We start from the raw sequence: 22,227 nt of genomic DNA on the forward strand, positions 1-22,227 counted from the left end.
CGGAGCGCGCCCGATGACCGGACCCGACCTTCTCCAGATTCTGATCTATTGCGGCCTGGTGGCCGTGCTGACGCCGCTGACGGGGGCCCACATGGCCCGCGTCTTCTGCGGCGAGCGCACCGTGCTCGACCGCGTGCTCGGCCCCGTCGAGCGCGCCGTCTACCGCATCTGCGGGGTGCAGCCCGAGCGCGAGCAGCACTGGACCGCCTACGCCATGGCGGCGCTCGCCTTCAATCTGGCCGGCGCGCTCGCCCTCTACGCCCTGCTGCGCCTGCAGGCCTGGCTGCCCCTCAACCCGGCCGGGCTGGGCCCGGTGGCCCCCGACCTCGCCATCAACACCGCCGTCAGCTTCGCCACCAACACGGACTGGCAGGCCTATGGCGGCGAAAGCACCCTCAGCCTGCTCAGCCAGATGGTCGGGATGACGGTGCAGAACTTCGCCTCCGCCGCCACCGGCATCGCCGTGCTGGTGGCGCTCATCCGCGGCCTGGCGCGGCGCTCCGCGCGGACCGTGGGCCACTTCACCGTCGACGTGACGCGGGCCACGCTCCACGTCCTGCTGCCCATCAGCATCGTCACGGCCCTCGTCCTGGTCAGCCAGGGGGTGCCGCAGACCCTCGACGCCGCCGTGGTGGCGACGACGGTGGAGGGCGGGCACCAGGCCATCGCGCTGGGGCCGGTGGCGTCGCAGATCGCCATCAAGCAGCTCGGCTCCAACGGCGGCGGCTTCTTCTCGGCCAACGCCGCCCACCCGTTCGAGAACCCGACCCCGCTCGCCAACCTGGTGGAGATGGTCCTCCTGCTGATGCTGGCGGCCGGCCTGACCGCCACCTTCGGCCGGATGGTCGGCGACCGCCGCCAGGGCCGGGCGATCGTCGCCGCCATGGCCGTGCTGTTCCTGGCCGGCGTCGCCATCGCCTGCTGGGCCGAGGCGCAGCCGAGCCCCGCGCTGGCCGCCGCCGGCCTCGATCCCGCCGCCGGGGTGATGGAGGGCAAGGAGGTCCGGTTCGGGATCGTCAACTCCGCGCTGTGGGCGGTGGCGACCACCGCCGCCTCCAACGGCTCGGTCAACGCCATGCACGACAGCTTCAGCGCGCTGGGCGGCATGGTCCCTCTGGTCAACATGCTGCTGGGCGAGGTGGTGTTCGGCGGCGTCGGCGCCGGCCTCTACGGCATGCTGGTGTTCGTCCTGCTGGCCGTGTTCATCGCCGGCCTGATGGTCGGCCGCACGCCGGAATACCTGGGCAAGAAGATCGACGCGCGGGAGATCACGCTGGCCATGCTGGCCGTCCTCGCCGTGCCGCTGGGCGTGCTCGGCTTCGCCGCGCTGACCGTGGCGCTGCCCGCCGGCCTCGCCGGCATCCAGGAGCCCGGCCCCCACGGCCTCAGCGAGGTGCTGTACGCCTACGGCTCGGCGGCCGGCAACAACGGCTCGGCCTTCGCCGGCTTCAACGCGAACACCGTCTATCACAACAGCACCCTGGCCCTGGCGATGCTGCTCGGCCGCTACATGGTCATCGTGCCGGTGCTGGCGATCGCCGGCTCGCTCGCCGCCAAGGGCGCGGCGCCGGCCTCCGCCGGCACCTTCCCCACCCACGGCCCGCTGTTCGTCGGGCTGCTGGTGGCCGTCGTGCTCATCGTCGGCGGCCTCACCTTCTTCCCGGCCCTGGCGCTCGGCCCCGTGCTCGACCACCTGACCACGGCCACCGCGGTCGCCGCCGGCTGACCGGCCCCGTCTCCCCGCGAAGGAGCTTCCCCGATGACCCACTCCCCGTCGGAGCACCCGCTCCGCGTCACCCGCCATGCCGGGCAGACGCTCGGCATGGCCCTGCGCAAGCTCGACCCGCGCGTCCTGGCCGGCAACCCCGTCCTGTTCGTCACCGCGGTGGTGGCACTGCTCTCCACCGTGCTCTTCGCCCGCGATCTGGCGACCGGCGCGCCGCTCGCCGGGGTGGCCGGCCAGATCGCCGCCTGGCTGTGGATCACCGTGCTGTTCGCCAACGCCGCCGAAGCGATCGCCGAGGGGCGCGGCAAGGCGCAGGCGGCCAGCCTGCGCCGCACCAGGACCGACACCATGGCCAGAAAAGTCGCCGACGTGGGCGCCGCGGCGTGGCAGACGGTGCCCGCCGCGACCCTGCGCGCCGGCGACCTGGTGGTGGCCGGCCCAGGCGACGTCATTCCCGACGACGGCGACGTCGTCGCCGGCATCGCCACGGTGGACGAAAGCGCCATCACCGGCGAATCCGCCCCGGTGATCCGGGAATCCGGCGGTGACCGCTCCGCCGTCACCGGTGGCACGCGGGTGGTGTCCGACCGCATCGTCGTCCGCATCACCGCCAACCCGGGCGACAGCTTCCTCGACCGCATGATCGCCCTGGTGGAAGGCGCCAAGCGCCAGAAGACACCCAACGAGATCGCCCTCACCATTCTGTTGGCGGGGATGTCGCTGATCTTCCTCCTGGTGGTCATGGCCCTGCCGGCGTTCGCCGCCTATTCCGGCGTGGCGATCCCGGTGGTGTTCCTGGCGGCCCTGCTGGTCACGCTGATCCCCACCACGGTGGGGGGCCTGCTGTCGGCGATCGGCATCGCCGGCATGGACCGGCTGGTCCGCTTCGGCGTCATCGCCACCTCCGGCCGCGCCGTCGAGGCGGCGGGCGACGTCGACGTGCTGCTGCTCGACAAGACCGGCACCATCACCCTCGGCAACCGCCAGGCCGCGGAGTTCCTCGCGGTGGCCGGCGCCACCGAGCGGGAGCTGGCGGAGGCGGCCTTCCTGGCGTCGCTGGCCGACGACACGCCGGAGGGCAAGTCGATCGTCGCGCTGGCCCGCCAGCGCCACGGCCTCGACCCCGCCACCCTCGCCCGCGACGGGCTGGCCTTCATCCCCTTCACCGCCCAGACCCGCATGAGCGGCGTCGACATCGCCGCGCCGGAGCGGGTGGCGATCCGCAAGGGCGCACCCGACGCGATGCTGGCGCTGGTCGGCGCCGCAGCGGTGACGCGGGACCTGACCCAGACGGTCGAACGGGTCGCCAAGGCCGGTGGAACGCCGCTGGTGGTGGCCCGCGACCGCCGGCCGCTGGGCGTCATCCACCTCAAGGACATCGTCAAGCCCGGCATCCGCGAGCGCTTCCAGACCCTGCGGGCCATGGGCATCCGCACCGTGATGGTCACCGGCGACAACCCGCTGACCGCCGCCGCCATCGCCGCCGAGGCGGGGGTCGACGACTACCTCGCCGAGGCGACGCCGGAACGCAAGCTGGAGCTGATCCGCCAGCACCAGGGGGAGGGCCGGCTGGTCGCCATGTGCGGCGACGGCTCGAACGACGCGCCCGCCCTGGCCCAGGCGGACGTCGGTGTCGCCATGAACACGGGAACCCAGGCGGCGCGGGAGGCCGGCAACATGGTCGACCTCGAGAGCGACCCGACCAAGCTGATCGAGATCGTGATGATCGGCAAGCAGTTGCTGATGAGCCGCGGTGCGCTGACCACCTTCTCCATCGCCAACGACGTGGCGAAGTACTTCGCCATCATCCCCGCGCTGTTCGTCGCCACCCATCCGCAGCTTCAGGCCCTCAACGTCATGGGCCTGGCGAGCCCGGGCAGCGCGATCCTGTCCGCCGTCATCTTCAACGCCCTGGTCATCGTCGCCCTGATCCCGCTGGCGCTGCGCGGCGTCGCCTACCGGCCGGCCGGCGCGGCCAGCCTGCTGCGCCGCAACCTGCTGGTCTACGGACTGGGCGGCCTGGCGGCGCCGTTCGCCGGGATCAAGGCCATCGACCTCGCCCTGACCGCACTCGGACTCGCCTGAGGAGCCCTTCGCCATGATCAAGCAGCTTCGCCCCGCCCTCGGCCTGTTGGCGGTCATGACCGCCCTGACCGGCGTGGTCTACCCCCTGGCCGTCACCGGCGTCGCCCAGGTTGTGTTCCCGTCCCAGGCCAACGGCAGCCTGGTCCGGGCCGGCGGCCGGATCGTCGGTTCCGCCCTCCTCGGGCAGCCCTTCGCCCGGCCGGAGTATGTCCACCCCCGTCCGTCGGCGGCCGGCGACGGCTACGACGCGAGCCGCAGCGGCGCCACCAACCTCAGCCCGGGCAACCCGTCCCTGGTCGCCGCGACCGTCGCGACACTCGACCGGCTGCGCGCCGAGAATCCCGGCCAGCCCGGGCCGGTGCCGGCCGACCTCGCCACCGCGTCGGGCAGCGGCCTCGATCCGCACGTGTCGCCCGCGGGCGCGGCGTTCCAGGTCGCCCGCATCGCCGCCGCCCGTGGCGTGCCGGCGGCCGCGGTCCGGGCCCTGGTGGACGAGCACACCGAGGAACCGACGCTCGGCGTGCTCGGCGCGCCGCGGGTCAACGTCCTCCGTCTCAACCTGGCGCTCGACGCGCGCTTCCCCCTCCGCCGCTGAGCCGCGGTCTGCGGCGGTCAGCGCGCGCAGACGCGCGGATCGCCCGCCGGGATGCGGGCGTAGCGGGACACGAACTCCAGCACCGCCTCGGCCGGTTGGGCGTAGCTGATGCGCCCCGACTGCTCCTGGTCCACGGCGATGAACGTGTTGATGCCGATCACCCGGCCGCAGCTGTCGACCAGCGGCCCGCCGGAGTTGCCCTGGAGGATCGAGGCGGTGTGCACGATGGCCGTGGAGCCGTTGGCGAGGGGCTGGACCGCCTGGACCGCGCCTTGGGTGACGTTGAGGTCGGGGGCGGCGTGCACGTCGCCGCCGATCAGGCGGCGGAAGCCGGCGTCGTTCATCACCGTCAGGCCCGGGTAACCGGCGGCCACCACGTTGACCAGCTTGCCGTGGTGCGGGGTGACCGGGAGGACGCCCGGGGCGCTGCCCTGGGGCAGGCGCACCAGCGCGAAATCCGGGGCGCCCACCGGCCCCTTGGGCGAGGTCCCCACCACCTGGCCCGGCAGCGCCTGGCCCAGGCTGCGGCTGGCCACGAACACCCGCCCGTCCTTGGACGATTCCACGGCGTGGCGGTTGGTGACCAGCAGATCGGGGGCGACGAAGAACCCGGTGGCGATGCTGTCTTCCGACACAACCAGGGCGGTCGCGCGCTCCAGGCGCTGCAGCAGCTCCGAGGTCGGCAGTGCGGCGAGCGGCGAGTCCGCGCCGGCGGCCGGGGCGTCCTCCGGGCCGCCGCCCTGGGGGGCATCCGGGGAGGCCTCCGCGGCCGGCGGCGCGACCGGCAGCGCCGCCACCGCGGCGGCGTCGTCCCGGGGGATCGCGCCGTGCTCGTCGCCGACGCACGCCAACAGGGCGGGGTCGGCCTCGCGGCGCGCGATCTCCGCCTCCAGCGAGCGGTTCAGCGCCTCCAATTGGCGCACCCGGGCCTGGGTCGGCGCCGGCAGGGCCTCCACAGGCGCTTCGACCACGCGCTCGACCACCACGGCCTCGCGAGTCCCCATGTAGATGAGCGCCGCCACGACCGCAATAATCAGCAGTACGGTCGTCGCAATCCACAGCCATGCATGAGGAATTGCTCGGAATACACCACCGCGAACCGCCGCAACGCCCATCGCAATCCTCACGGCTCGAGGGACTCGTGTGAGTGCACGACCTCCTGCGGCCGAGCCAAGCGCAGCATATATCATTCCGTGCCCTGAAGCGGCAATGAATCCTTAAGATTGCGCGGCCAGCGTACGGTCGCCTATAGTCGAGCGAAATATCCTTCAACCCCTGGGTATCCGGGTCGCCGCGAATGGCCGATACGCGCATCGATACGACTTCGCCGGCCGGCTTCCGGCGCCTGGGCGTCCATGGCCAGGTGGTGGTGTCGATGCATCGGCAGATCGCCACCATCCTCGGCAACCGGCTGGGCCGTCAGCACGCCCGCCACTTCGCCCGGCCGCAGATCAATCCCTCCGACGGCACCATCGACTGGTACTCCCCCCTGCCCGGCCCGGCGCGGCGGCTCACCGATCTCGGGCCCGAGGAGCGGGCCGGGGTGGAAACCCTGGGCCGCCAGATCGCGGCGGAGATCGCCCAGCTGGCCCAGGTCCTGAAGGCCGAGGGCTCCTCGGCCGAGCTGGTGGGGCGGATGCTGGACCAGGCGCTGGTGACGCCGGCCGGGCACGACTGCCTGCGGGTGCTCGACGGCCAGCCCGTCCTGATCCTGTGGGGCCACGAGCAGGAAGGGCTGGCCGTCGCCCCGGTCGCCGCGGCCCCTCCGGCCGCGGTCGTCCCGGCGACCGCCCCGCCGACGGCGGCGGCGCTTCCGGTGGCCGAGGCCGCCGCGCTGGCGGCGCCGGCGACCCGGCGATTCGGCTGGCTGGCGTGGCTGCTGCCGCTGCTGCTGCTGCTCCTGCTGCTGCTGGTGAGCCTGCGGGCCTGCGAACCGCTGCCCCCGGTCGTCGTCGACGTGCCGGGCGATGCGGTGGCCCCGGCCGATCCGCTGCCGGCCCTGGTCGAACGGGAGCAGGCGCTGCGCGACCGCCTGGCGGAGCTGGACCGGCTGCGCGTCGAGGCGTTGGCACAGTGCGCGCCGCCTGCGCCGGAGCAGCGCGCCGAGATCGTGCCGGCCCTGCCGGAGTCGGTGCCGGTCCCCGTCGTCCCCCTGCCGGAGGAGATCCCTCCGGCCGAGATCCCCCCGGCCGAGTCGCCGCTGGCCGAGGTGGTCCCCGCCGACCCGCCGCCGCCCGCCCCGGCGCCGGCGCCCCCCCCGGATCCGCTGGCAGACCTGCCGCCGATCCCGCCGCGGCCGGCGGAACTGGCCGAGCTGCCACCGCCGCCGCCCTCCGCCGCTCCCTCCGCACCGGCGCAAGGAGCGGCGCCCAACCGCTGCAACCCCAGCTTCCCGCCCGGCGAGGAGCCGGAGGTGGTGGTCATCGTCGACGGCTCCAAGAGCATGGACGAGGGGTTCTTCGGCGGCCAGTCGCGCATCGACCTGTCGCGCCAGGCGATCCGGCGGATCGTCAACGGCCTGCCCAAGCCCATCGACGTCGCCCTGGTCGACTTCACCGACTGCAACAACGTGCGCCGCGACCGCTTCTACTCGGCCGACGAGCGGGGCGCCCTGCTGGCCGAGGTCGACCGCCTGACGCCGACCGGGCGGACGCCGCTGGCGCGCAGCCTGGAGCGCGCCGGGGCCATCGCCTCGTCGGAGGCCGACGCCACGATCATCGTCGTCAGCGATGGCGAGGACACCTGCGGTGGCGACCCCTGCGCCGCCGCCCGTGCCATCAAGGCGGCCAAGCCCGGGGTGACCATCAACGTGGTCGACGTGTCCGGCACCCGCGGGCGCTCCACCGTGCAGTGCATCGCCCAGGCCACCGGCGGCCAGGTGCTGACCCCCCAGTCGGGTGCCGACATGCTGCGCAAGATGCAGCAGGCCACGCGGCAGCCCGACGTGCGCACCTGCCAGTGACGAGGACGCGATGACCCCCGCCCGCACCGGATCGCTCCTCCTCGCCGACACCGCCGACCGCTACACCCCGCTGGGCGCCTTCGGCCAGCCCGTCTATCTCAGCCACGTCCAGCTCAAGGCCGCGGTGCGCCAGAAGCTCGGCCCGGCCTACGCCGACCTGTTCGCCCGCCCCGACCGCGACCCGCGCAGCGGCTCGATCCGCTGGCTCGCCGATCCCGCCGGGCCGGCGGTGCGCTGGACCGACCTGCCGGCCGACCAGCAGGTCGCGCACGCCATGACCATCGCCGAGATGCGCAGCGGCTTCGCCCGCTACATCGCCGACCTGCGCGGGCTGCGGGGCCACGGGGCGGACCAGGCCCAGGCCTTCGCCAACCTGCTGGAGCACGCGCTGAAGATCCCCGACGACGGTCACCTCTTCCTGGTGGGCGACCAGCCCGTCGCCGCGTTCTGGGGGTTCAGCGGCGGCGGTCCCGGGTTCGAGGCGCTGTCGGTGGCACCGGCCGCGCGCCCGGTGGAGCCGCCACCGCCACCGCCGCCCGAGCCGGTCGTGGCCACGCCGGTGACGCGTGCGGCACCGCGCTGGTGGCGCTGGCTGGCGGCCTTGCTGCTGGCGCTGCTGTTGCTGGCGCTGCTGCTGTTCGGCATGCGCGCCTGCGACCTCGACTACCCGGGATTCGCGCCGTTCGGGGCGGATCCGGCGCCGCCCGACCCGGCGGTCGAGGAGCCGGTGCCCGAGCCGGCCGCACCACCGGCCGGGCCAGCTGACCCGTCGGCGCCGCCGCTGGGGGTGGTGCCCGGGGCGGTCGTGCCGGGCGACGGCGTGGCGGTCCCGCCGGCCGGCGTTGCGCCGCCGGTGGGGGCCGTGGTGCCGGGCGAGGCACCGGGCACCCGGGTGCCGGACGGCGCGACGGACAGCGGGAGCGACGGCGCGGAGGGAACCGACGCCCCCGAAGACGCGCCGCCGCCAGAGGCCCCGCCGCCGGAGGCCGAGACTCCTCCTCCGCCCCCTCCGCCGCCGCCGCAAGACACGCCACCGGAGCCCCAGGCGCCGGATGCGCCACCACCGGACACGCCTTCGCCGGACACGCCTTCGCCGGACACGCCATCGCCGGACGCGCCTTCGCCGGACCCGGCGGTCCAGCCCCCCGCGCCACCGCCGCCGGGGCCTGGGCTGGCGATCCCCGAGGACAGCCCGCAGACCGGCAAGCTCGACTTTCTGGAAGGCACCTGGGACAGCCGCCAGGGCCTGGTGGAGCGGGGCAGCGGGCAGCCCCTGCAGCAGTTCTACCGCTTCGACGGCGACGGCGTGGGCGAGACGGTGGTCCGCCGCCCCGACGGGACCGAATGCCGGGCCCCCGCCCAGGCGGCGTTCGACGGCTCCACCTTGAAGGTGGAGGAGCAGCAGGACCTCCGCTGCCCCGACGGGCGCACCTACGAGCGCTCGCGGACCGAGTGCCGGCGGGAGGCCGACGGGCGCACCGTCTGCACCGGCACCAACGCCGACGGCACCACCTTCCGCGTCGGCATCGAGCGGAGGCCCTGAGCCATGCCGCACCGCCGCCCCGCGCGCAACGAGGATCGCGCATGTCTCTGAACGAACTCACAAAGTTCCCGAACCTGGTATCGCTGATCCCGGGAAGCGGCATCCAGTTCCTCGACTTCGGCTTCTCCCTGCCGAAGACGGCGCCGGTGCCGCGGGACTGGGGCTTCTGGGACGATCCCCGCTCGGCGCTGAACGATGACGCCCTGCCGGTGATGGTGCGCCGGGGCGACGAGGACACGGACCGCCAGGAGAGCTACTCCCTGGAGCTCCAGCGCGTCCTGCGCATGATGGACGGCCTGTGGATGCCCCTGCCGCTGCTGCGCGAGGAGCTGGGCGGCGGCTATTTCCGCGGCCCGACCAACTGGGCGCGCGCCTGTTGCATGGCCCTTGACCACCCCGACCGCGACGGCCACAGCCATCGCCTGGTCGTCGCCGTCGACACCTCGCTCATGGATTTCATCGAGGAGGAGGCGTATCTGGCCCCCTCCCAGGACGACGCCCGCAACGGCCGCACCTTCTCCCTGCCGTCGCGCCGCGACCCCGTGGACTGGTTCATCCGGGAGCCCTGGGTCAAGGACTGGTGCCTCGAAACCTTCAAGGAGATGGTCGAGGCCGACGAGCGCCGGAGCGCCGGCGCCCGCCACGTGCAGACCCTGTCGCCGGACGAGCTGCGCGAGCGCATGGAGGGCCCGCACGAGCACATCGCCCGCTACAAGGCGTTCCTCGACCTGCTGCACGCGCTCGACCTGCTGCCCAAGCTGAAGGTGGTCGACCGGGCGACCGAGCCGCGCCCCGTGCCGGTCGACGTGGACATGGTCATCGACCTCGGCAACTCGCGCACCTGCGGGCTGCTGATCGAGTCCGAGCCCGACCAGCTCGGCGCCGACATCACCAAGGCCGTCAAGCTGCAGCTGCGCGACCTCACCCGGCCGGAGCGGGTCTACGGCGATCCGTTCGAGAGCCGCATGGAGTTCCACCGCGCCAGCTTCGGCCGCGACCACCTGTCGTTGCGCAGCGGCCGGCCCGACGCCTTCTCCTGGCCCACCGTGGTGCGGGTCGGCCCGGAGGCGGTCCACCTCGCCAGCCGGCGCCGCGGCAGCGAGGGGGCGACCGGGCTGTCCAGCCCGAAGCGCTACCTCTGGGACGAGGACGCGCGCGAGGACAGCTGGCGCTTCAACAGCGAGGCCGGCCACGGCGAACAGGCGCCGGTTGCCACCGGCGTCGCCTTCACCACCCTGGTCAACGATTTCGGCGACGCCATCCACGCCATCGACGGCTCCCTGCCGGGCGCGGAGATGAAGCTGCTGCCGTCGATCCGCGCCCTCTATTCCCGGCGCAACCTGATGTCCTTCGTGCTGGCGGAGATCTTCGTCCAGGCGGTGGGGATGATGAACGCGCCGGCGCACCGGCTGCGCCGGCGCAACGCCGACCTGCCGCGCCGCCTGCGCCGCATCATCATGACCATGCCGACGGCCATGCCGCTGGCCGAGCGGCAGATCCTGCAGAAGCAGGCGGAGGCCGCGCGCGACCTCGCCTACCTGTCCCTCGGCCTCGCCGAGGTCGACTACGACGAGACCGGGGCGGCCACCGTGAAGCCGGTCGCCGACATGCGCCTGCCGGCGATCATCCTGCGCTGGGACGAGGCCAGCGCCACCCAGGCGGTCTATCTCTACGGCCAGGTGGCGCTGCAGTATTCCGGTGACGCCCGCGCCTTCTTCGACGTCATGCGCCTGCCCCTCAACACCCACGACCCGGCCACCGCCCAGGGCCTGCGCATCGCCACCCTCGACATCGGCGGCGGCACCACCGACCTGGTGATCACCAGCTACCGGGTCGAGGGCCAGGGCGCCAACGTCACCCTGTTCCCGCGCCAGGAGTTCCGCGAGGGGTTCAACCTGGCCGGCGACGACACCGTGTTCGCGGTGGTGCGCGACCTGGTGCTGCAGCCGATTGCCCGGGCGCTGGCCGCCGCCGGGCTGGGGGAGCGTGCGGAGTACCTGCTGAACCGGCTGGTCGGCGGCGACCGCGGCGACATGCACGTGGTGGAGCAGGTGCGCCGCCAGCAGTTCGCGGCGCAGATCGCCACCCCGATCGCCATCGGCATGCTCGGCCGCTACGAATCCTACGACCCGACGGCGCCCTTCGAGCCGGAGCTGCGCCCCTTCGCCAGCTTCTTCGACGACGATTCCCAGGCCAACGCCGCCGTCGTCGCCTACGTGAACCAGGAGGCGGAGCGGGCCGGCGCGCGCGGCTTCGACCTGGCGCAGGTCGCCTTTCCGGTCGACGGGGCGGAGATCGACCGGGTCGTGCGCTCGGTCCTGCTGGAGATGCTCGGAGCCCTGGCCGAGGTGGTGTGGCGCTACCGCGCCGACGTGCTGCTGCTGTCGGGACGGCCGTCGCGCCTGCCCGCGGTGGAGGCGGTGATGGCCGAGACCGGCTGCCTGCCGCCGCACCGGATCGTGCCGCTGCACCGTTTCCGCGTCGGCCAGTGGTATCCCTTCCGCGACTTCCGCGCGACCATCGCCGATCCCAAGACCAGCGCCTCGGTCGGGGCCATGATCTGCCTGCTCGGCGAGGGCCAGCTGCAGAACTTCAACTTCCGCTCCGACGGGCTGAAGCTCGGCTCGACCGCGCAGTTCTTCGGCAAGCTCGACCGCAACAGCCGGCTCCTGGCGGAAGACGTCTACTACCGCGAGATGAGGCTGGACGAGCCGGACTACGAGCTGCCGGACACCGCCTTCGAGTTCCGCGGCCCGATGCCCCTGGGGTTCCGCCAGTTTCCGGTGGACTGGTGGCCGGCGACCCGCCAGTACAGCCTGGACTACGCATCGGCCGACGCCGCGGCGTCGCTCAACGCGCGCACCCCGTTGCGCGTCCAGCTCCGCCGCGTCGCCCGCGACGTGAAGAAAAGCGTGGTCGACAGCTTCGAGATCGCGGCGATCGTCGACGCCGGCGACCGCAGCGTGCCGCGCAGCCAGCTGCGGCTGCGGCTGCAAACCATCGACCGGCTGCAGGGCTATTGGCTCGACACCGGCATCCTGCTGGACAAGTGAGACGAGGCGACGCGATGCAGGCCGAGACCCCGTTGATCGAAAGCGCCCGCCGCCTGGCCGAGGGAAGCGGTGCCGCCCGCGCCTGGGTGGACACGGTGCGCCGGACCGCCGTCAGCGTCGCCAACGAGGCGCACGGGCTGCGCGCGGCGACCCGGCGGGCGGAGAACCTGGCCCGCAAGATGATCGGCGCCGCCGGGAGGCGCAACTGCGCCGGCGTCTTCGGTCCCAGCCAGGCCGGCAAGTCGTACCTGGTGTCGGCGCTGGCGCGCCGCCCGATGCAGCAGCTCTGCGCCACCTTCGGCGCCGCCGAGAAGGACTTCCTGACCGAGATCAACCCGCCGGGGGACCGGGAGTCGACCGGCCTCGTCACCCGGTTCACGGTGCACGGGGGCGGGGTGGTCGACCCCGCCTTCCCGGTGGAGCTGCGCCTGCTGAGCGAGACCGACCTGGTCAAGATCCTCGCCAACAGCTTCCTGTCCGACTTCGACCCCAACAACATGACGGTGCCGCTGCCCGACGAGGAGCGCATCCGCAGCGTGGCCGCGGCCGCCGAGGCGGAGGCGACGGGCGCCGAGGCGGCCCACCTCGACGAGATCGTCCTTTACGACCTCGGGGAGTATTTCCAGAAGAACTTCGCCGCCCGCATCGAGGCGCTGAACCGCACCGACTACTGGGACGCCCTGATCCGCTGCGGCGGGCGCCTGCCGCTGGCCCGCCGCGCCCAGCTCTTCAGCCTGCTGTGGGGTGGGCTGGAGCCGTTCACCGAGCTGTTCGTGACCCTGGCCGGCACCCTGGAGCGGCTGGGCCACGCGCCGGAGGCCCACGCCGCCCTGACCGCGCTGATCCCGCGCGAGCACTCGATCATCGACGTCATGCTGCTGAAGGAGCGCCTCGGCACCGCCGAGGACGCCGCCGATCCGGTGGCGGTCCGGCCGCTGACCGGCGGTGCCCCCGGCGCGCCGGTGCCGGTGCCGCGCGCCGTGCTGGGCGCCCTGGTGGCCGAACTCAAGATCGTCATGACCGACCGGCCGTGGCCGTTCTTCGAGCACACCGACCTGCTCGACTTCCCCGGCGCGCGCTCGCGACTCAAGCTGTCCAACCTGCCGCCCGACCCGGCGGAGCGGGTCGACCAGGTGCGCGAGCTTCTGCTGCGCGGCAAGATCGCCTATCTGTTCCAGCGCTACACCGAGGAGCGCGAGCTGACGGCGATGCTGCTGTGCATGCCGCCCAGCGTGGCCGAGGTGAAGGACCTCGGCGCCATGGTGCGCGGCTGGATCGACGCCACCCATGGCGCCACCCCCGACCAGCGGGCCCGCGCCGCCAACGCGCTGTTCCTGATCCTCACCAAGTTCGACCTGGAGTTCCTGGAGAAGGGCGGCGAGACGGCGGAGTCGCGCCGCGGCAAGTGGGACCGCCGTCTCCACGCCTCGTTCCTGGAGCTCTACGGCAAGGACGGCTGGCCCACCAACTGGAACGGACGGCCCTTCGACAACACGCTGTTCCTGCGCAATCCCGGCATGAAGCAGGAGCACATCATCGACTACGCCGAGATCGTCCGGGAGGCCGACGGCAGCCAGCGCCTGGTCGAGGCCGGGCCGGCGCCGCGCCAGGCCGGGCTGATCGGCGAGTACCGCGACGCCTTCATGGGCTCCGACCTGTGCGCCCGCCACTTCCACGACCGCGCGCGGGCGTGGGACGAGGCGTTCCGCGCCAACGACGGCGGCATCGCGCTGCTGGTGGAGCGGCTCGGCGCGGTGCTCGACCCCGATCTCAAGGCCAACCAGATCCGCCAGCGCCTGCGCGAGGAGGCGGCCCACCTGGACGCCAGCCTGAAGCGCTTCTACCACGCCGACGACGACCGCTCCCGGCGCGAGCGCGAGCAGGTCCTGGGCCAGACCCGCGTCAAGCTGAACGCCGCCCTGCGCCCCCACGAATACGCCCGGTTCGGCCTGCTGCTGACCCGCATGCTGCTGACCGAGGCCGACGCCACGGAAACCTTCCGCAACGTGGCGGCGCTGCGCCTCGACGCCGCCCAGGCGCCGGCCACCGCGGCCGCCACACCGGACGACCCCTGGGCCGCCGACCCGTGGGCGGCGGAGCCGGCCGCCGCCAAGGCGGAGCCGGCCAAGGCCCCGGCCGACCGCGCGGACCTGTTCAGCGAGGCGCTGATCAACCGCTGGACCGAGATCCTGCGCAACCTGTCCCAGGACGAGGGGCTGCTGGCCCATGTCGGGGTGCCCGCCCAGGTGCTGGACGAGCTGGTCCAGGAGGTCATCGTCGGCGCCAACCGCCTCGACCTGCGCGGCAGCATCGCCGCCGGCGTGCGCGAGCAGGTGCAGGCCGCCAACACCCGCTGGGACGAGGTGGTGGACCGCGCCGTCGGCATCGCGCTGATGCGCCTGCACGACCACATCGCCTTCCTCGGCTTCGCGGCGCTGGGCGAGGCGCGCCGTCCCGGCTTCCCCGAGCCGCCGCAGCCCCGCCAGCGGGCCGTGTTCACGGCGCCCCCACTGCCCCAGGGCCTGCCGGCGCTGGACACCCGGCGCCTGCCGACGGAGCGCGACCGCTTCATCGACTGGGGCGTCGCGTTCCGCCAGCTCGGCATCGACAACATCAGCTTCGCCGGGGGGCGCGAGATCGACGAGCACCAGAACCGGCAGCTCGGCCTGATCCTCGCCCTGATCGCGCTCGACCAGCCGCCACCGGCGTCCGTCGCGCCGCGTCCCTCCACCGGAGCCTGACATGCCCGTCCGCGCGACCCAACCCAGCTCCTACCCCGGCGGCCGTGCCCGGGTCGAGGTGATCGGCCCCGCCGCCGACCGCGTGGCCGACCCGGTGGAGATCTGCGTCGTCGACCAGATGGCCGGCCCGGACAAGGCGAGCCATCTCGACCCGCGCACGCCGCAGACGCCGTGGAAGAGTGCCATCTTCTGGTTTCCCCCGGTCGGCGCGCAGCGCGCCCCCGGCCGCCTCGCCTTCGACCTGGAACACGGCATCACCTTCCACCTCCGCCCCAACGTGCCCTATGTGCTGCGCCTCAAGGGCCGCGACGGGGTGGTGGAGGAGCGCATGGTGTGGACGGCGATCCGCGGCCGCTCCGCGCCGCCGGAGTGGACGCCCCCCGCCGACGTCCGCTGGCCGATCGAGGACCCGGTGCCGCCGGCGACCGAGGAGCCGGCACCGGCCGACGCCGCCGACGCGGACAAGGCGGCCGTGATCAACATCGACATTGCGCCGGAGCCGTCGACCCCGGTGGACCCGGTGACCGTCGACCCGCAGGAGCGGCCGCCGCGCCGCCAGGGCGTGCCCGCCTGGGTCGTCGCCCTCGCCGCCGTCCTGCTGCTGGCCGGTGCGGCCGGAGCCTGGATGGTGCTGGCGCCCTCCGACCCTCCCGCGCAGGCCGTGGCCCCGCCGCCGCCGACCACCTTGGACGAGGCGCGCCGCCTGATCCAGGACCAGGCCCCCGCCGACCAGGCGCTGGCCGAGGGCCAGCGCTTCCTCGCCGCGGGCTCGCTGGACGGCGCCTTCCTGCTACTGCGCCATGCGGCGGAGCGGGGCAGCGCCGAGGCGGCGCTGGCGGTGGGCGCGATGTACGACCCGGACACCCACTCGGCCGCGACCAGCCCGCTGCCCTCCGCCAACCCCGACCAGGCGGCGGCGTGGTACCGCCGCGCCGCCGAGGCCGGCGACGCCGAGGCCCAGTACCGGCTGGGCCGGGTGCTGCTGAGCGGCCGCACCAGCGACCCCGGGGGCCCGGAGAAGGCGGTGGTCTGGCTGGAGAAGGCGGCCGCCCAGGGCCACGCGAAGGCAAGCGAGGCCCTGCCCAAATGACCGGGCCGCCGGACGGCACGCCATGGAAGCGAGCGAACACCTGGAGGGCGCCATGATCCGCAATCACCCCCTGCCCCGGACCGTCCGGTTCGCCGCGTCGGTCCTGATCGCCGCCACCCTGGCCCTCGGCTGGGGCGCCACGACGGCGCCCCCGGCCGCCGCCCAGGCGCCGGCCGCGCGCACCCCGCTGCTGATCGAGGGCAAGACGACGCTGTTCCAGCGCGTCCTCACCCGCCCCGGCGCGCGGCTGGCGGCCAGCCCCGGCGCGCCGGGCGGCACGGCCCTGGCGCCCATGTCGGTGCTGTTCGTCTACGCCCGCCGGGACATCGGCGAGAGCATCTACCTGGAGGTCGGGCCGGCCTCGGACGGGCGCACCGCCGGGTGGCTGGAGGCCAACGAGACGATCCCCTGGCGCCACACCCTGGTGCTGGCCTTCACCAACCCGGCCAACCGCGACCGCACCCTCTTCCTGCGCGACCGCGACTCCCTGATGGACCTGCTGCAATCGGACGACATCCTGGTCAAGGCCGAGGCGTGGCGGCGCCAGATCGCCGACAAATCCCTGCCGCCGGACGGCCCGGTGATCTCGATCGAGCCGGAGAACCACGTCGACCTGCAGAAGCAATTCTACCTGCTGCCGATCCTGGAGGCGAAGTCGACCCTGCTGCCGTCGGGGTTCCGGGTGCGCACGGTCCAGGTCGCCTCGGTCACCCAGGAGGCCGAGCCGCCGGAGGAGCCGCTGCAGCGCGGCAACGCCGAGGCCGACCTCGCCAATTTCCGGTCCGGCGTGGTGTTCGTGATCGACGCGTCCTCGTCCATGCAGCCCTACATCGACCGCACCCGCGAGGCGGTCGACGCCGTCTACCGGGAGATCGAGGCCGCCAAGCTCGGCGACCGCGTGCGTTTCGGCATGATCGCCTACCGCGACGACCCGGACAAGGCCAAGGGGGTCGAGTACCTGACCCGCACCTTCGCCGATCCCAACGAGACCGACACCAAGGCGAAGTTCATGGACCAGGTGAGCGGCCTGAGGGCCTCGCCCGCCTCCACCCGCGCCTTCGCCGAGGACGCCTACGCCGGTCTGGAAAAAGCCCTGGAATCGATCGACTGGACCGGCTTCGGCGGCAAATACGTCGTGCTGATCACCGACGCCAGCGCGCGCGAGGGGTATTCGCCCATCGCCAGCACCGGCCTCTCCACCGATCAGGTGGCCCAGCTCGCCCGCAAGACGGGGGTGGCGCTCTACGCCATGCACCTGAAGACGCCCGAGGGCCGCCACGACCACGCGGCGGCCGAGGGGCAGTACCGTCGCCTCAGCGACTTCCCCGGGTTCGGCCCCCTCTATTTTCCGGTCGAGGCGGGCGACGCCGAGCGCTTCCGCGCCCAGGTGCAGGCGCTGGCCCGGCAGCTCGTCAGCCAGGTGCGCGACGCCGGGAAGCCGCCGTCGGAGGCCCCGCCCCCGCCCGCGGCCGACGACCGCCTGGCCCAGGCCACCGTGGCGGTGGGGCGGGCGATGCGGCTGGCCTACCTGGGCACCGTCCAGGGCACCCGGGCGCCCACCATGTTCGAGGCCTGGGCCTCCGACCGCGACTTCAAAAACCCGGAACTCGCCGCCTTCGAGGTCCGGGTGCTGCTGACCAAGAACCAGCTCAGCGACCTGCAGACCACGTTGCGCCGGGTGGTCGAGGCGGGCGAGCGCGGGCAGATCGACCCCGGCGACTTCTTCGACCAGCTGCGCAGCGCCGCCGTGGCGATGGGCCGCGACCCCAGCCGAATCGCCCAGGGCGACGCCCGCAACCTGGAGCAGGTCGGGCTGATGGGCGAGTACCTCGAAGGCCTGCCCTACCAGAGCACCCTGATGGCCATCGACCCCGACAGCTGGACGCGCATGGGGGTCGGCGAACAGCAGGCGATCATCGACACCATCAAGTCGAAGATCGCCCTCTACCAGCGCTACCACGACGACGCCGGCCAGTGGGTGCAGCTCGATCCCGGGGCGGGGGCCGGCGACGCCGTCTTCCCGGTCCCCATCGACGCCCTGCCCTGACGCCGCGCGCCCGCAAGGCACCGCCCGAATGAACGCCCCCGTCCTCGACCTCGTGGACTGCATGCTCGAGCGCGGTTCCGGCGCCGAGCGGTTCCGCATCGCCATGGAGCGCTTCCGCCTCGCGCCGGGCGAGCAGGTCGCCCTGGTCGGGCCCAGCGGGTGCGGCAAGAGCACCCTGCTCGACATCGTCGCCCTGCTGCTGCGGCCGAGCGCGGCGCGGCGGTTCACCCTCGACGTGGCGGACCACGGCCCGACCGACGTGCTCGCCCTGTGGCGGGCCGGGGCGCGCGACCGCCTCACCCGGCTGCGCGCCCGGGGCGTCGGCTACGTGCTTCAGCAGGGCGGGCTGATGCCCTTCCTGTCGGTGCGCGAGAACGTGCTGCTCACCCGGCGCGCCCTGGACCTTCCCGTCGACGGCGTGGCGGAGGGGCTGCTGGAGGAGCTGGGTATCGGCGACCTGGTGCGGCGCCTGCCGCGCCAGATCTCGATCGGCCAACGCCAGCGCGTCGCCATCGCCCGCGCCCTGGCCCACGCGCCACGCCTGATCCTGGCCGACGAGCCCACCGCGTCACTGGACCCCGCCACCGCCGACACCACCATGGACCTGCTGGTCGGCACCGCGCACCGCCACCGCGCGGCTCTGGTCGTGGTCACCCACGACCACGACCAGGCCACCCGGCACGGCCTGACGGTCGTGGCCTGCGAGCCCGGTGCCGGCGGCACCGCGATCCACCACGCCGGGAGCCGGTCATGAGCGGCCGGGCCACCCAGCTGTTCCGCCTCGCCCTGGCGGACCTGCGGGGAGAGTGGCCGGTGGCGCTTGCCCAGGCGGTGGCGATCGCCGCCGTGCTGATGCCGCTGCTGGTGCTGTTCGGCCTGCGCGAGGGCGCCGTCGGCACGCTGATCGACCGCCTCGACCGCGACCCCGCGATGCGGCTGATCACCCCCGAGGCGACCGGCGCCAACCGCTTCGGACCGGATTGGTTCGCCACCATGGCGGCGCGCCCCGACGTCGCCTTCGTCGTGCCCTCGACCCGCATGATCGCCGGGCAGGTCGACCTGCTGCGGGCACCGGAGGACGACGCGCAGGGGCGGGGCGAGGTGCGCATCTCGCTGCTGCCGACCGGCCCCGGCGATCCCGTCGCCGGGGCCGCGGCCCCCGAACCCGGCGACGTCGCCGCCGTCGCCGTCAGCGCCCGGGTGGCCGAGCGCCTGGACCTCGCCGCCGGAACGCGCGTGGTGGCCTATGTCGAGCGCACCCGCGAGGGCGCGGTGGAGCCGCTGGCGATTCCCCTCACGGTGCGCGCGGTGCTGCCGCTGGGCAGCGACGGCGGCCGCACCGCCTACGCCTCCCTGGCGCTGCTGGAGGCGATCCAGGACTACCGCGACGGCAAGGCGGTGCCGGCGCTCGGCGTGGCGGCCGGCGCCGCCGCCGCCGCGGCCGCCGACCACCCGCTGTTCCGGCTCTACGCCCGCTCGATCCGCGACGTCCAGGGCCTGGCGGCGGACCTGCAGGCGCACGGCATCGCGGTCGCCACCCGGGCCGCCGACATCGCCTCGACCATGGCCCTGGACAGCAACCTGCGGGCCATCCTGCTGATCATCTCCACGCTGTCGGCGGTCGGCTACGTCGTCGCCGTGACCGCCAGCCAATGGGGCAACCTGCGGCGCAAGCGGCGCGACTTCGCCATCCTGAACCTCGCCGGGTACGGCACGGGCTGGCTCGTCGCCTTGCCCGTCAGCCAGGCGCTGGTTCTCGCCGCCATCGGCACCCTGCTGGCGCTGGCCGGCTTCGCGGCGGTGTCCCTGGCCATCAACACCCTGTTCCACGCCTCCATCGCCCAGGGCGAAGCGGCCTGCCGCCTGTCCGCCGGAGCCCTGGCGGCGGCGGCCGGACTCACCGTCTGCGTGTCGGTGATCCCGGCCGCCGCGGTCGGCACCGGCCTGCGCCGGATCGACGTCAACGAGGAACTGCGCCATGTCTGATCGCCGCCCTCCGTCCCTCGTCTCCGGTGCCGCCCTCGCGCTCATCGCGGTGGCCGCGACCGCCCTGGCCGCCGGCTTCGGCCCGGCGGACGCGGCGGACGCGCCCAAACCGTGGGCGGAGGCCCTGTGGAACCCGCAGGCCCAGGCCGACGACCTGGTGCTGCCGATGCCGTGCGGCGGGTCCATGGCGTTCCGCAAGGTCGCCGTGCCGGGCGACGGGCCGCTGGACGACCGGCGGATCACCGTGGGAAGCCCGGAACCGCGCTTCGCCTGGTCGGAGAACTCCCGCCGCGACTGGGTGGCCGCCGGCTTCACCGACGCCGGCACCGCCAGTCTGCGCCATTTCTGGATCGGCAAGTACGAGGTCACCGGCCTTCAGTTCGCCGCCCTGGACGCGACCTGCCCGAGGGTGACCGGAGACGGGCGGCTGCCCAAGGTCGAGGTCGCCTGGTCGGAGGCCGTCTCGTTCGCCGCCACCTATTCCGGCTGGCTCGCCCGCACCGCCGGCGACCGCCTGCCGCACGAGGACGGAGCGCCAGGGTTCCTGCGCCTGCCGACCGAGGCGGAGTGGGAGTACGCCGCGCGCGGCGGCGCCGCTGTCTCCGACGAGGACTTCCTGAAGACCACCTTCCCGATGCCGGAAGGGGTGGTCCGCTACGTCTGGTTCGCCGGGTCGCAGTCCGCCAACAACGAGCTGAACGCCATCGGCCTGCTCAAGCCCAACCCGCTCGGCCTGCACGACGCGCTGGGCAACGTCGACGAGTTCGTCCTCGACCCCTTCCGCCTCAACAAGCTGTCGCGCCTGCACGGCCAGGCGGGGGGCAACACGGTCAAGGGCGGCAACTACCGCACCCCGCTGGACAGCATCCGCAGCGCCGCACGCGACGAGTTCGTGCCGGTCGACGCGTCCGGGCTGCGGCGCGCCCCGACCACCGGCTTCCGACTGGTGCTGGCGGCGCCGGCGCTGCCCAGCCGCGACCGCCTCGCCGCGGTGCGCACCGCCTGGGAGGGTCTGCCGAGCAGCACCGCCACGGCGCTGGGCGAACGCCAGGAGGACCCGGTCCAGGAGGTCGAGGTGCTGGTGCGCGCCGTCGAGGACCCGGCGCTCAAGCAGCGCATCCAGAGCCTGGCGACGGTGATCAAGGCGAACATCCAGGTGCGCAACGAGCAGCGCGACCGCGCCGCCCGCAGCGAGATCCGCGTCGGCACCTACCTCGCCCGCAAGCTGGCCGACGACAAGCGCATCATCGACATCAAGGAACAGCAGATCGCGGCGCTGGGCAGTGCCAACGAGGCGCTGCGCGAGCGCATCCGCACCTCGCTCGAGGCCGACCAGGCCTCCTTGAACTTCAACCTCAGCTACTACGTCGAGACGCTGATGCAGATCGTCGCCGAATACCCGGCGGCGCTCATCGCCTCCCAGTCGGAGCTGCTGAAGCGCGACTTCGAGGCGCGCGGCATCGCCGTCACCCGCTTCACCGACGCGGTGGTCGCCCACGCCATCGCCCTGCGCACCGACGGCAGCCTGGACCGCGACGCGGTCCTGGAGGCCATCCCCCGCCCCTAGCGTCATCCGGAGCCCCCCGAACACCAACGCACAACCGTCAGCGGAGAAACCCCATGACCGACACCTTAGAGATCCCCACGCCCGCCCGCCCGCGCTGGATGCGCGCCACCACCCTGGTGCTGGCCGGAAGCCTGGCGCTCTCCGCCTGCGCCTCGTCGAGCGGGGGCAGCGGCGCGTCGGCGAGCTGTTCGCCCCAGGACCCCAACCTGACGGCCGCGGAACGCCAGATGTGCCAGGACGCGTCGACCTTCAACGAGACGATCGCCGGCGGCGCGATGACCGGGGCGCTGGCCGGGGCGGCCATCGGCGCGCTGGCCGGGCTGTTGACGGGCGACGGCAAGGCGGTGGCTCGGGGCGCCCTGATCGGCGCCGCCGCCGGCGGCATCATGGGCGGCATCGACGGCTACATCACGGCCAAGGCCCAGGAGAACTCCAACAACCGCGTCCGGATGCTGAACTCGATGGCCGAGGACGTCGAGCAGGACAACGCCAAGCTGCAGTCCCTGGTGGCCAGTTCCAACCGCGTGCTCGCCGATTCCCGCACCCGTCTCCAGAAGCTCAACGCCGACTACAAGGTCGGCAAGGCGTCCCTCGACCAGATCGAAACGGAACGCAAGCGGCTGGAGGCGAACCGCACCCGGCTGGAAACCTGGATCGTCGACGTCCGCAAGAAGCGCGACAAGTACGTCGAGGCCGCACAGCAGATGAAGAAGGGTGGTGGCTCGACCAAGCAGCTCGACAGCGAGATCGCCAAGATGAATCAGGAGATCGCGCAGCTCGAATCGACGATCAACGGCATGAACACGGCGCTCCAGGTGCAGCGCACGTGACG

The 22,227-nt window shown here is 73.4% G+C and carries 14 protein-coding genes; 13 read left to right on the plus strand and 1 reads right to left on the minus strand.

The window, feature by feature from the left end; genetic code table 11:
• Positions 1-13 precede the first annotated feature (13 nt).
• The 3 genes from kdpA to kdpC all read left to right on the plus strand — a co-directional run bounded on the left by kdpA (position 14) and on the right by kdpC (position 4,406).
• On the plus strand, positions 14-1,726 hold the full coding sequence (kdpA, locus tag AC6H2I_RS17045; RefSeq protein ID WP_497501870.1) for a potassium-transporting ATPase subunit KdpA: 1,713 nt from the start codon (positions 14-16) through the stop codon (positions 1,724-1,726).
• A gap of 96 nt (positions 1,727-1,822) precedes the next feature.
• Positions 1,823-3,811, plus strand: coding sequence for a potassium-transporting ATPase subunit KdpB (gene kdpB, locus AC6H2I_RS17050; protein ID WP_497501909.1), 1,989 nt, complete (start codon positions 1,823-1,825; stop codon positions 3,809-3,811).
• Positions 3,812-3,824: 13 nt separating this feature from the next.
• Complete coding sequence (gene kdpC / locus AC6H2I_RS17055) at positions 3,825-4,406, plus strand: potassium-transporting ATPase subunit KdpC (protein WP_497501871.1); 582 nt, start codon at positions 3,825-3,827, stop codon at positions 4,404-4,406.
• A gap of 17 nt (positions 4,407-4,423) precedes the next feature.
• Here kdpC and AC6H2I_RS17060 read toward each other — a convergent pair whose 3' ends face one another.
• Positions 4,424-5,428, minus strand: a complete 1,005-nt coding sequence (locus AC6H2I_RS17060; RefSeq protein ID WP_497501872.1) for a trypsin-like peptidase domain-containing protein — start codon at positions 5,426-5,428, stop codon at positions 4,424-4,426.
• 275 nt (positions 5,429-5,703) lie between these two features.
• On the opposite strand from AC6H2I_RS17060, the gene AC6H2I_RS17065 reads away from it, so the two are divergent.
• The 10 genes from AC6H2I_RS17065 to AC6H2I_RS17110 are packed head-to-tail and all read left to right on the plus strand — an operon-like array spanning position 5,704 to position 22,225.
• The gene (locus AC6H2I_RS17065; RefSeq protein ID WP_497501873.1) at positions 5,704-7,368 is read left to right on the plus strand and encodes a VWA domain-containing protein; all 1,665 of its coding nucleotides are present in this window, start codon (positions 5,704-5,706) and stop codon (positions 7,366-7,368) included.
• A 10-nt stretch (positions 7,369-7,378) separates the two neighbouring features.
• Complete coding sequence (locus tag AC6H2I_RS17070) at positions 7,379-8,911, plus strand: SrfA family protein (RefSeq protein ID WP_497501874.1); 1,533 nt, start codon at positions 7,379-7,381, stop codon at positions 8,909-8,911.
• A gap of 41 nt (positions 8,912-8,952) precedes the next feature.
• Complete coding sequence (locus tag AC6H2I_RS17075; RefSeq protein ID WP_497501875.1) at positions 8,953-11,964, plus strand: virulence factor SrfB; 3,012 nt, start codon at positions 8,953-8,955, stop codon at positions 11,962-11,964.
• A 14-nt stretch (positions 11,965-11,978) separates the two neighbouring features.
• The gene (locus AC6H2I_RS17080; RefSeq protein WP_497501876.1) at positions 11,979-14,705 is read left to right on the plus strand and encodes a virulence factor SrfC family protein; all 2,727 of its coding nucleotides are present in this window, start codon (positions 11,979-11,981) and stop codon (positions 14,703-14,705) included.
• Between the two features lies 1 nt (position 14,706).
• The gene (locus tag AC6H2I_RS17085; protein WP_497501877.1) at positions 14,707-15,795 is read left to right on the plus strand and encodes a tetratricopeptide repeat protein; all 1,089 of its coding nucleotides are present in this window, start codon (positions 14,707-14,709) and stop codon (positions 15,793-15,795) included.
• A 22-nt stretch (positions 15,796-15,817) separates the two neighbouring features.
• Positions 15,818-17,842: a vWA domain-containing protein gene (locus tag AC6H2I_RS17090; protein ID WP_497501878.1), complete on the plus strand. Its 2,025-nt coding sequence runs from the start codon at positions 15,818-15,820 to the stop codon at positions 17,840-17,842.
• A gap of 28 nt (positions 17,843-17,870) precedes the next feature.
• Positions 17,871-18,596, plus strand: a complete 726-nt coding sequence (locus AC6H2I_RS17095; protein ID WP_497501879.1) for an ABC transporter ATP-binding protein — start codon at positions 17,871-17,873, stop codon at positions 18,594-18,596.
• Positions 18,593-19,828, plus strand: a complete 1,236-nt coding sequence (locus tag AC6H2I_RS17100; RefSeq protein WP_497501880.1) for an FtsX-like permease family protein — start codon at positions 18,593-18,595, stop codon at positions 19,826-19,828. The genes AC6H2I_RS17095 and AC6H2I_RS17100 overlap by 4 nt, the downstream gene beginning before the upstream one ends.
• Positions 19,821-21,395: a formylglycine-generating enzyme family protein gene (locus tag AC6H2I_RS17105; protein ID WP_497501881.1), complete on the plus strand. Its 1,575-nt coding sequence runs from the start codon at positions 19,821-19,823 to the stop codon at positions 21,393-21,395. Before AC6H2I_RS17100 ends, AC6H2I_RS17105 begins: the two co-directional genes overlap by 8 nt.
• Positions 21,396-21,448: 53 nt before the next feature.
• The gene (locus AC6H2I_RS17110) at positions 21,449-22,225 is read left to right on the plus strand and encodes a YMGG-like glycine zipper-containing protein (RefSeq protein WP_497501882.1); all 777 of its coding nucleotides are present in this window, start codon (positions 21,449-21,451) and stop codon (positions 22,223-22,225) included.
• Positions 22,226-22,227 lie beyond the last annotated feature (2 nt).

This window comes from Azospirillum sp. NS33 (assembly GCF_059703765.1).

What these genes read in the sequence shown, in the direction of transcription:
- kdpB (WP_497501909.1), top strand. Translation starts at nt 1,823, where the DNA reads ATGGCCCTGCGCAAGCTCGACCCGCGCGTCCTGGCCGGCAACCCCGTC.
- AC6H2I_RS17110 (WP_497501882.1), top strand. Translation starts at nt 21,449, where the DNA reads ATGACCGACACCTTAGAGATCCCCACGCCCGCCCGCCCGCGCTGGATG.
- kdpC (WP_497501871.1), top strand. Translation starts at nt 3,825, where the DNA reads ATGATCAAGCAGCTTCGCCCCGCCCTCGGCCTGTTGGCGGTCATGACC.
- AC6H2I_RS17085 (WP_497501877.1), top strand. Translation starts at nt 14,707, where the DNA reads ATGCCCGTCCGCGCGACCCAACCCAGCTCCTACCCCGGCGGCCGTGCC.
- AC6H2I_RS17095 (WP_497501879.1), top strand. Translation starts at nt 17,871, where the DNA reads ATGAACGCCCCCGTCCTCGACCTCGTGGACTGCATGCTCGAGCGCGGT.
- AC6H2I_RS17105 (WP_497501881.1), top strand. Translation starts at nt 19,821, where the DNA reads ATGTCTGATCGCCGCCCTCCGTCCCTCGTCTCCGGTGCCGCCCTCGCG.
- AC6H2I_RS17080 (WP_497501876.1), top strand. Translation starts at nt 11,979, where the DNA reads ATGCAGGCCGAGACCCCGTTGATCGAAAGCGCCCGCCGCCTGGCCGAG.
- kdpA (WP_497501870.1), top strand. Translation starts at nt 14, where the DNA reads ATGACCGGACCCGACCTTCTCCAGATTCTGATCTATTGCGGCCTGGTG.
- AC6H2I_RS17100 (WP_497501880.1), top strand. Translation starts at nt 18,593, where the DNA reads ATGAGCGGCCGGGCCACCCAGCTGTTCCGCCTCGCCCTGGCGGACCTG.
- AC6H2I_RS17090 (WP_497501878.1), top strand. Translation starts at nt 15,818, where the DNA reads ATGGAAGCGAGCGAACACCTGGAGGGCGCCATGATCCGCAATCACCCC.
- AC6H2I_RS17075 (WP_497501875.1), top strand. Translation starts at nt 8,953, where the DNA reads ATGTCTCTGAACGAACTCACAAAGTTCCCGAACCTGGTATCGCTGATC.
- AC6H2I_RS17070 (WP_497501874.1), top strand. Translation starts at nt 7,379, where the DNA reads ATGACCCCCGCCCGCACCGGATCGCTCCTCCTCGCCGACACCGCCGAC.
- AC6H2I_RS17065 (WP_497501873.1), top strand. Translation starts at nt 5,704, where the DNA reads ATGGCCGATACGCGCATCGATACGACTTCGCCGGCCGGCTTCCGGCGC.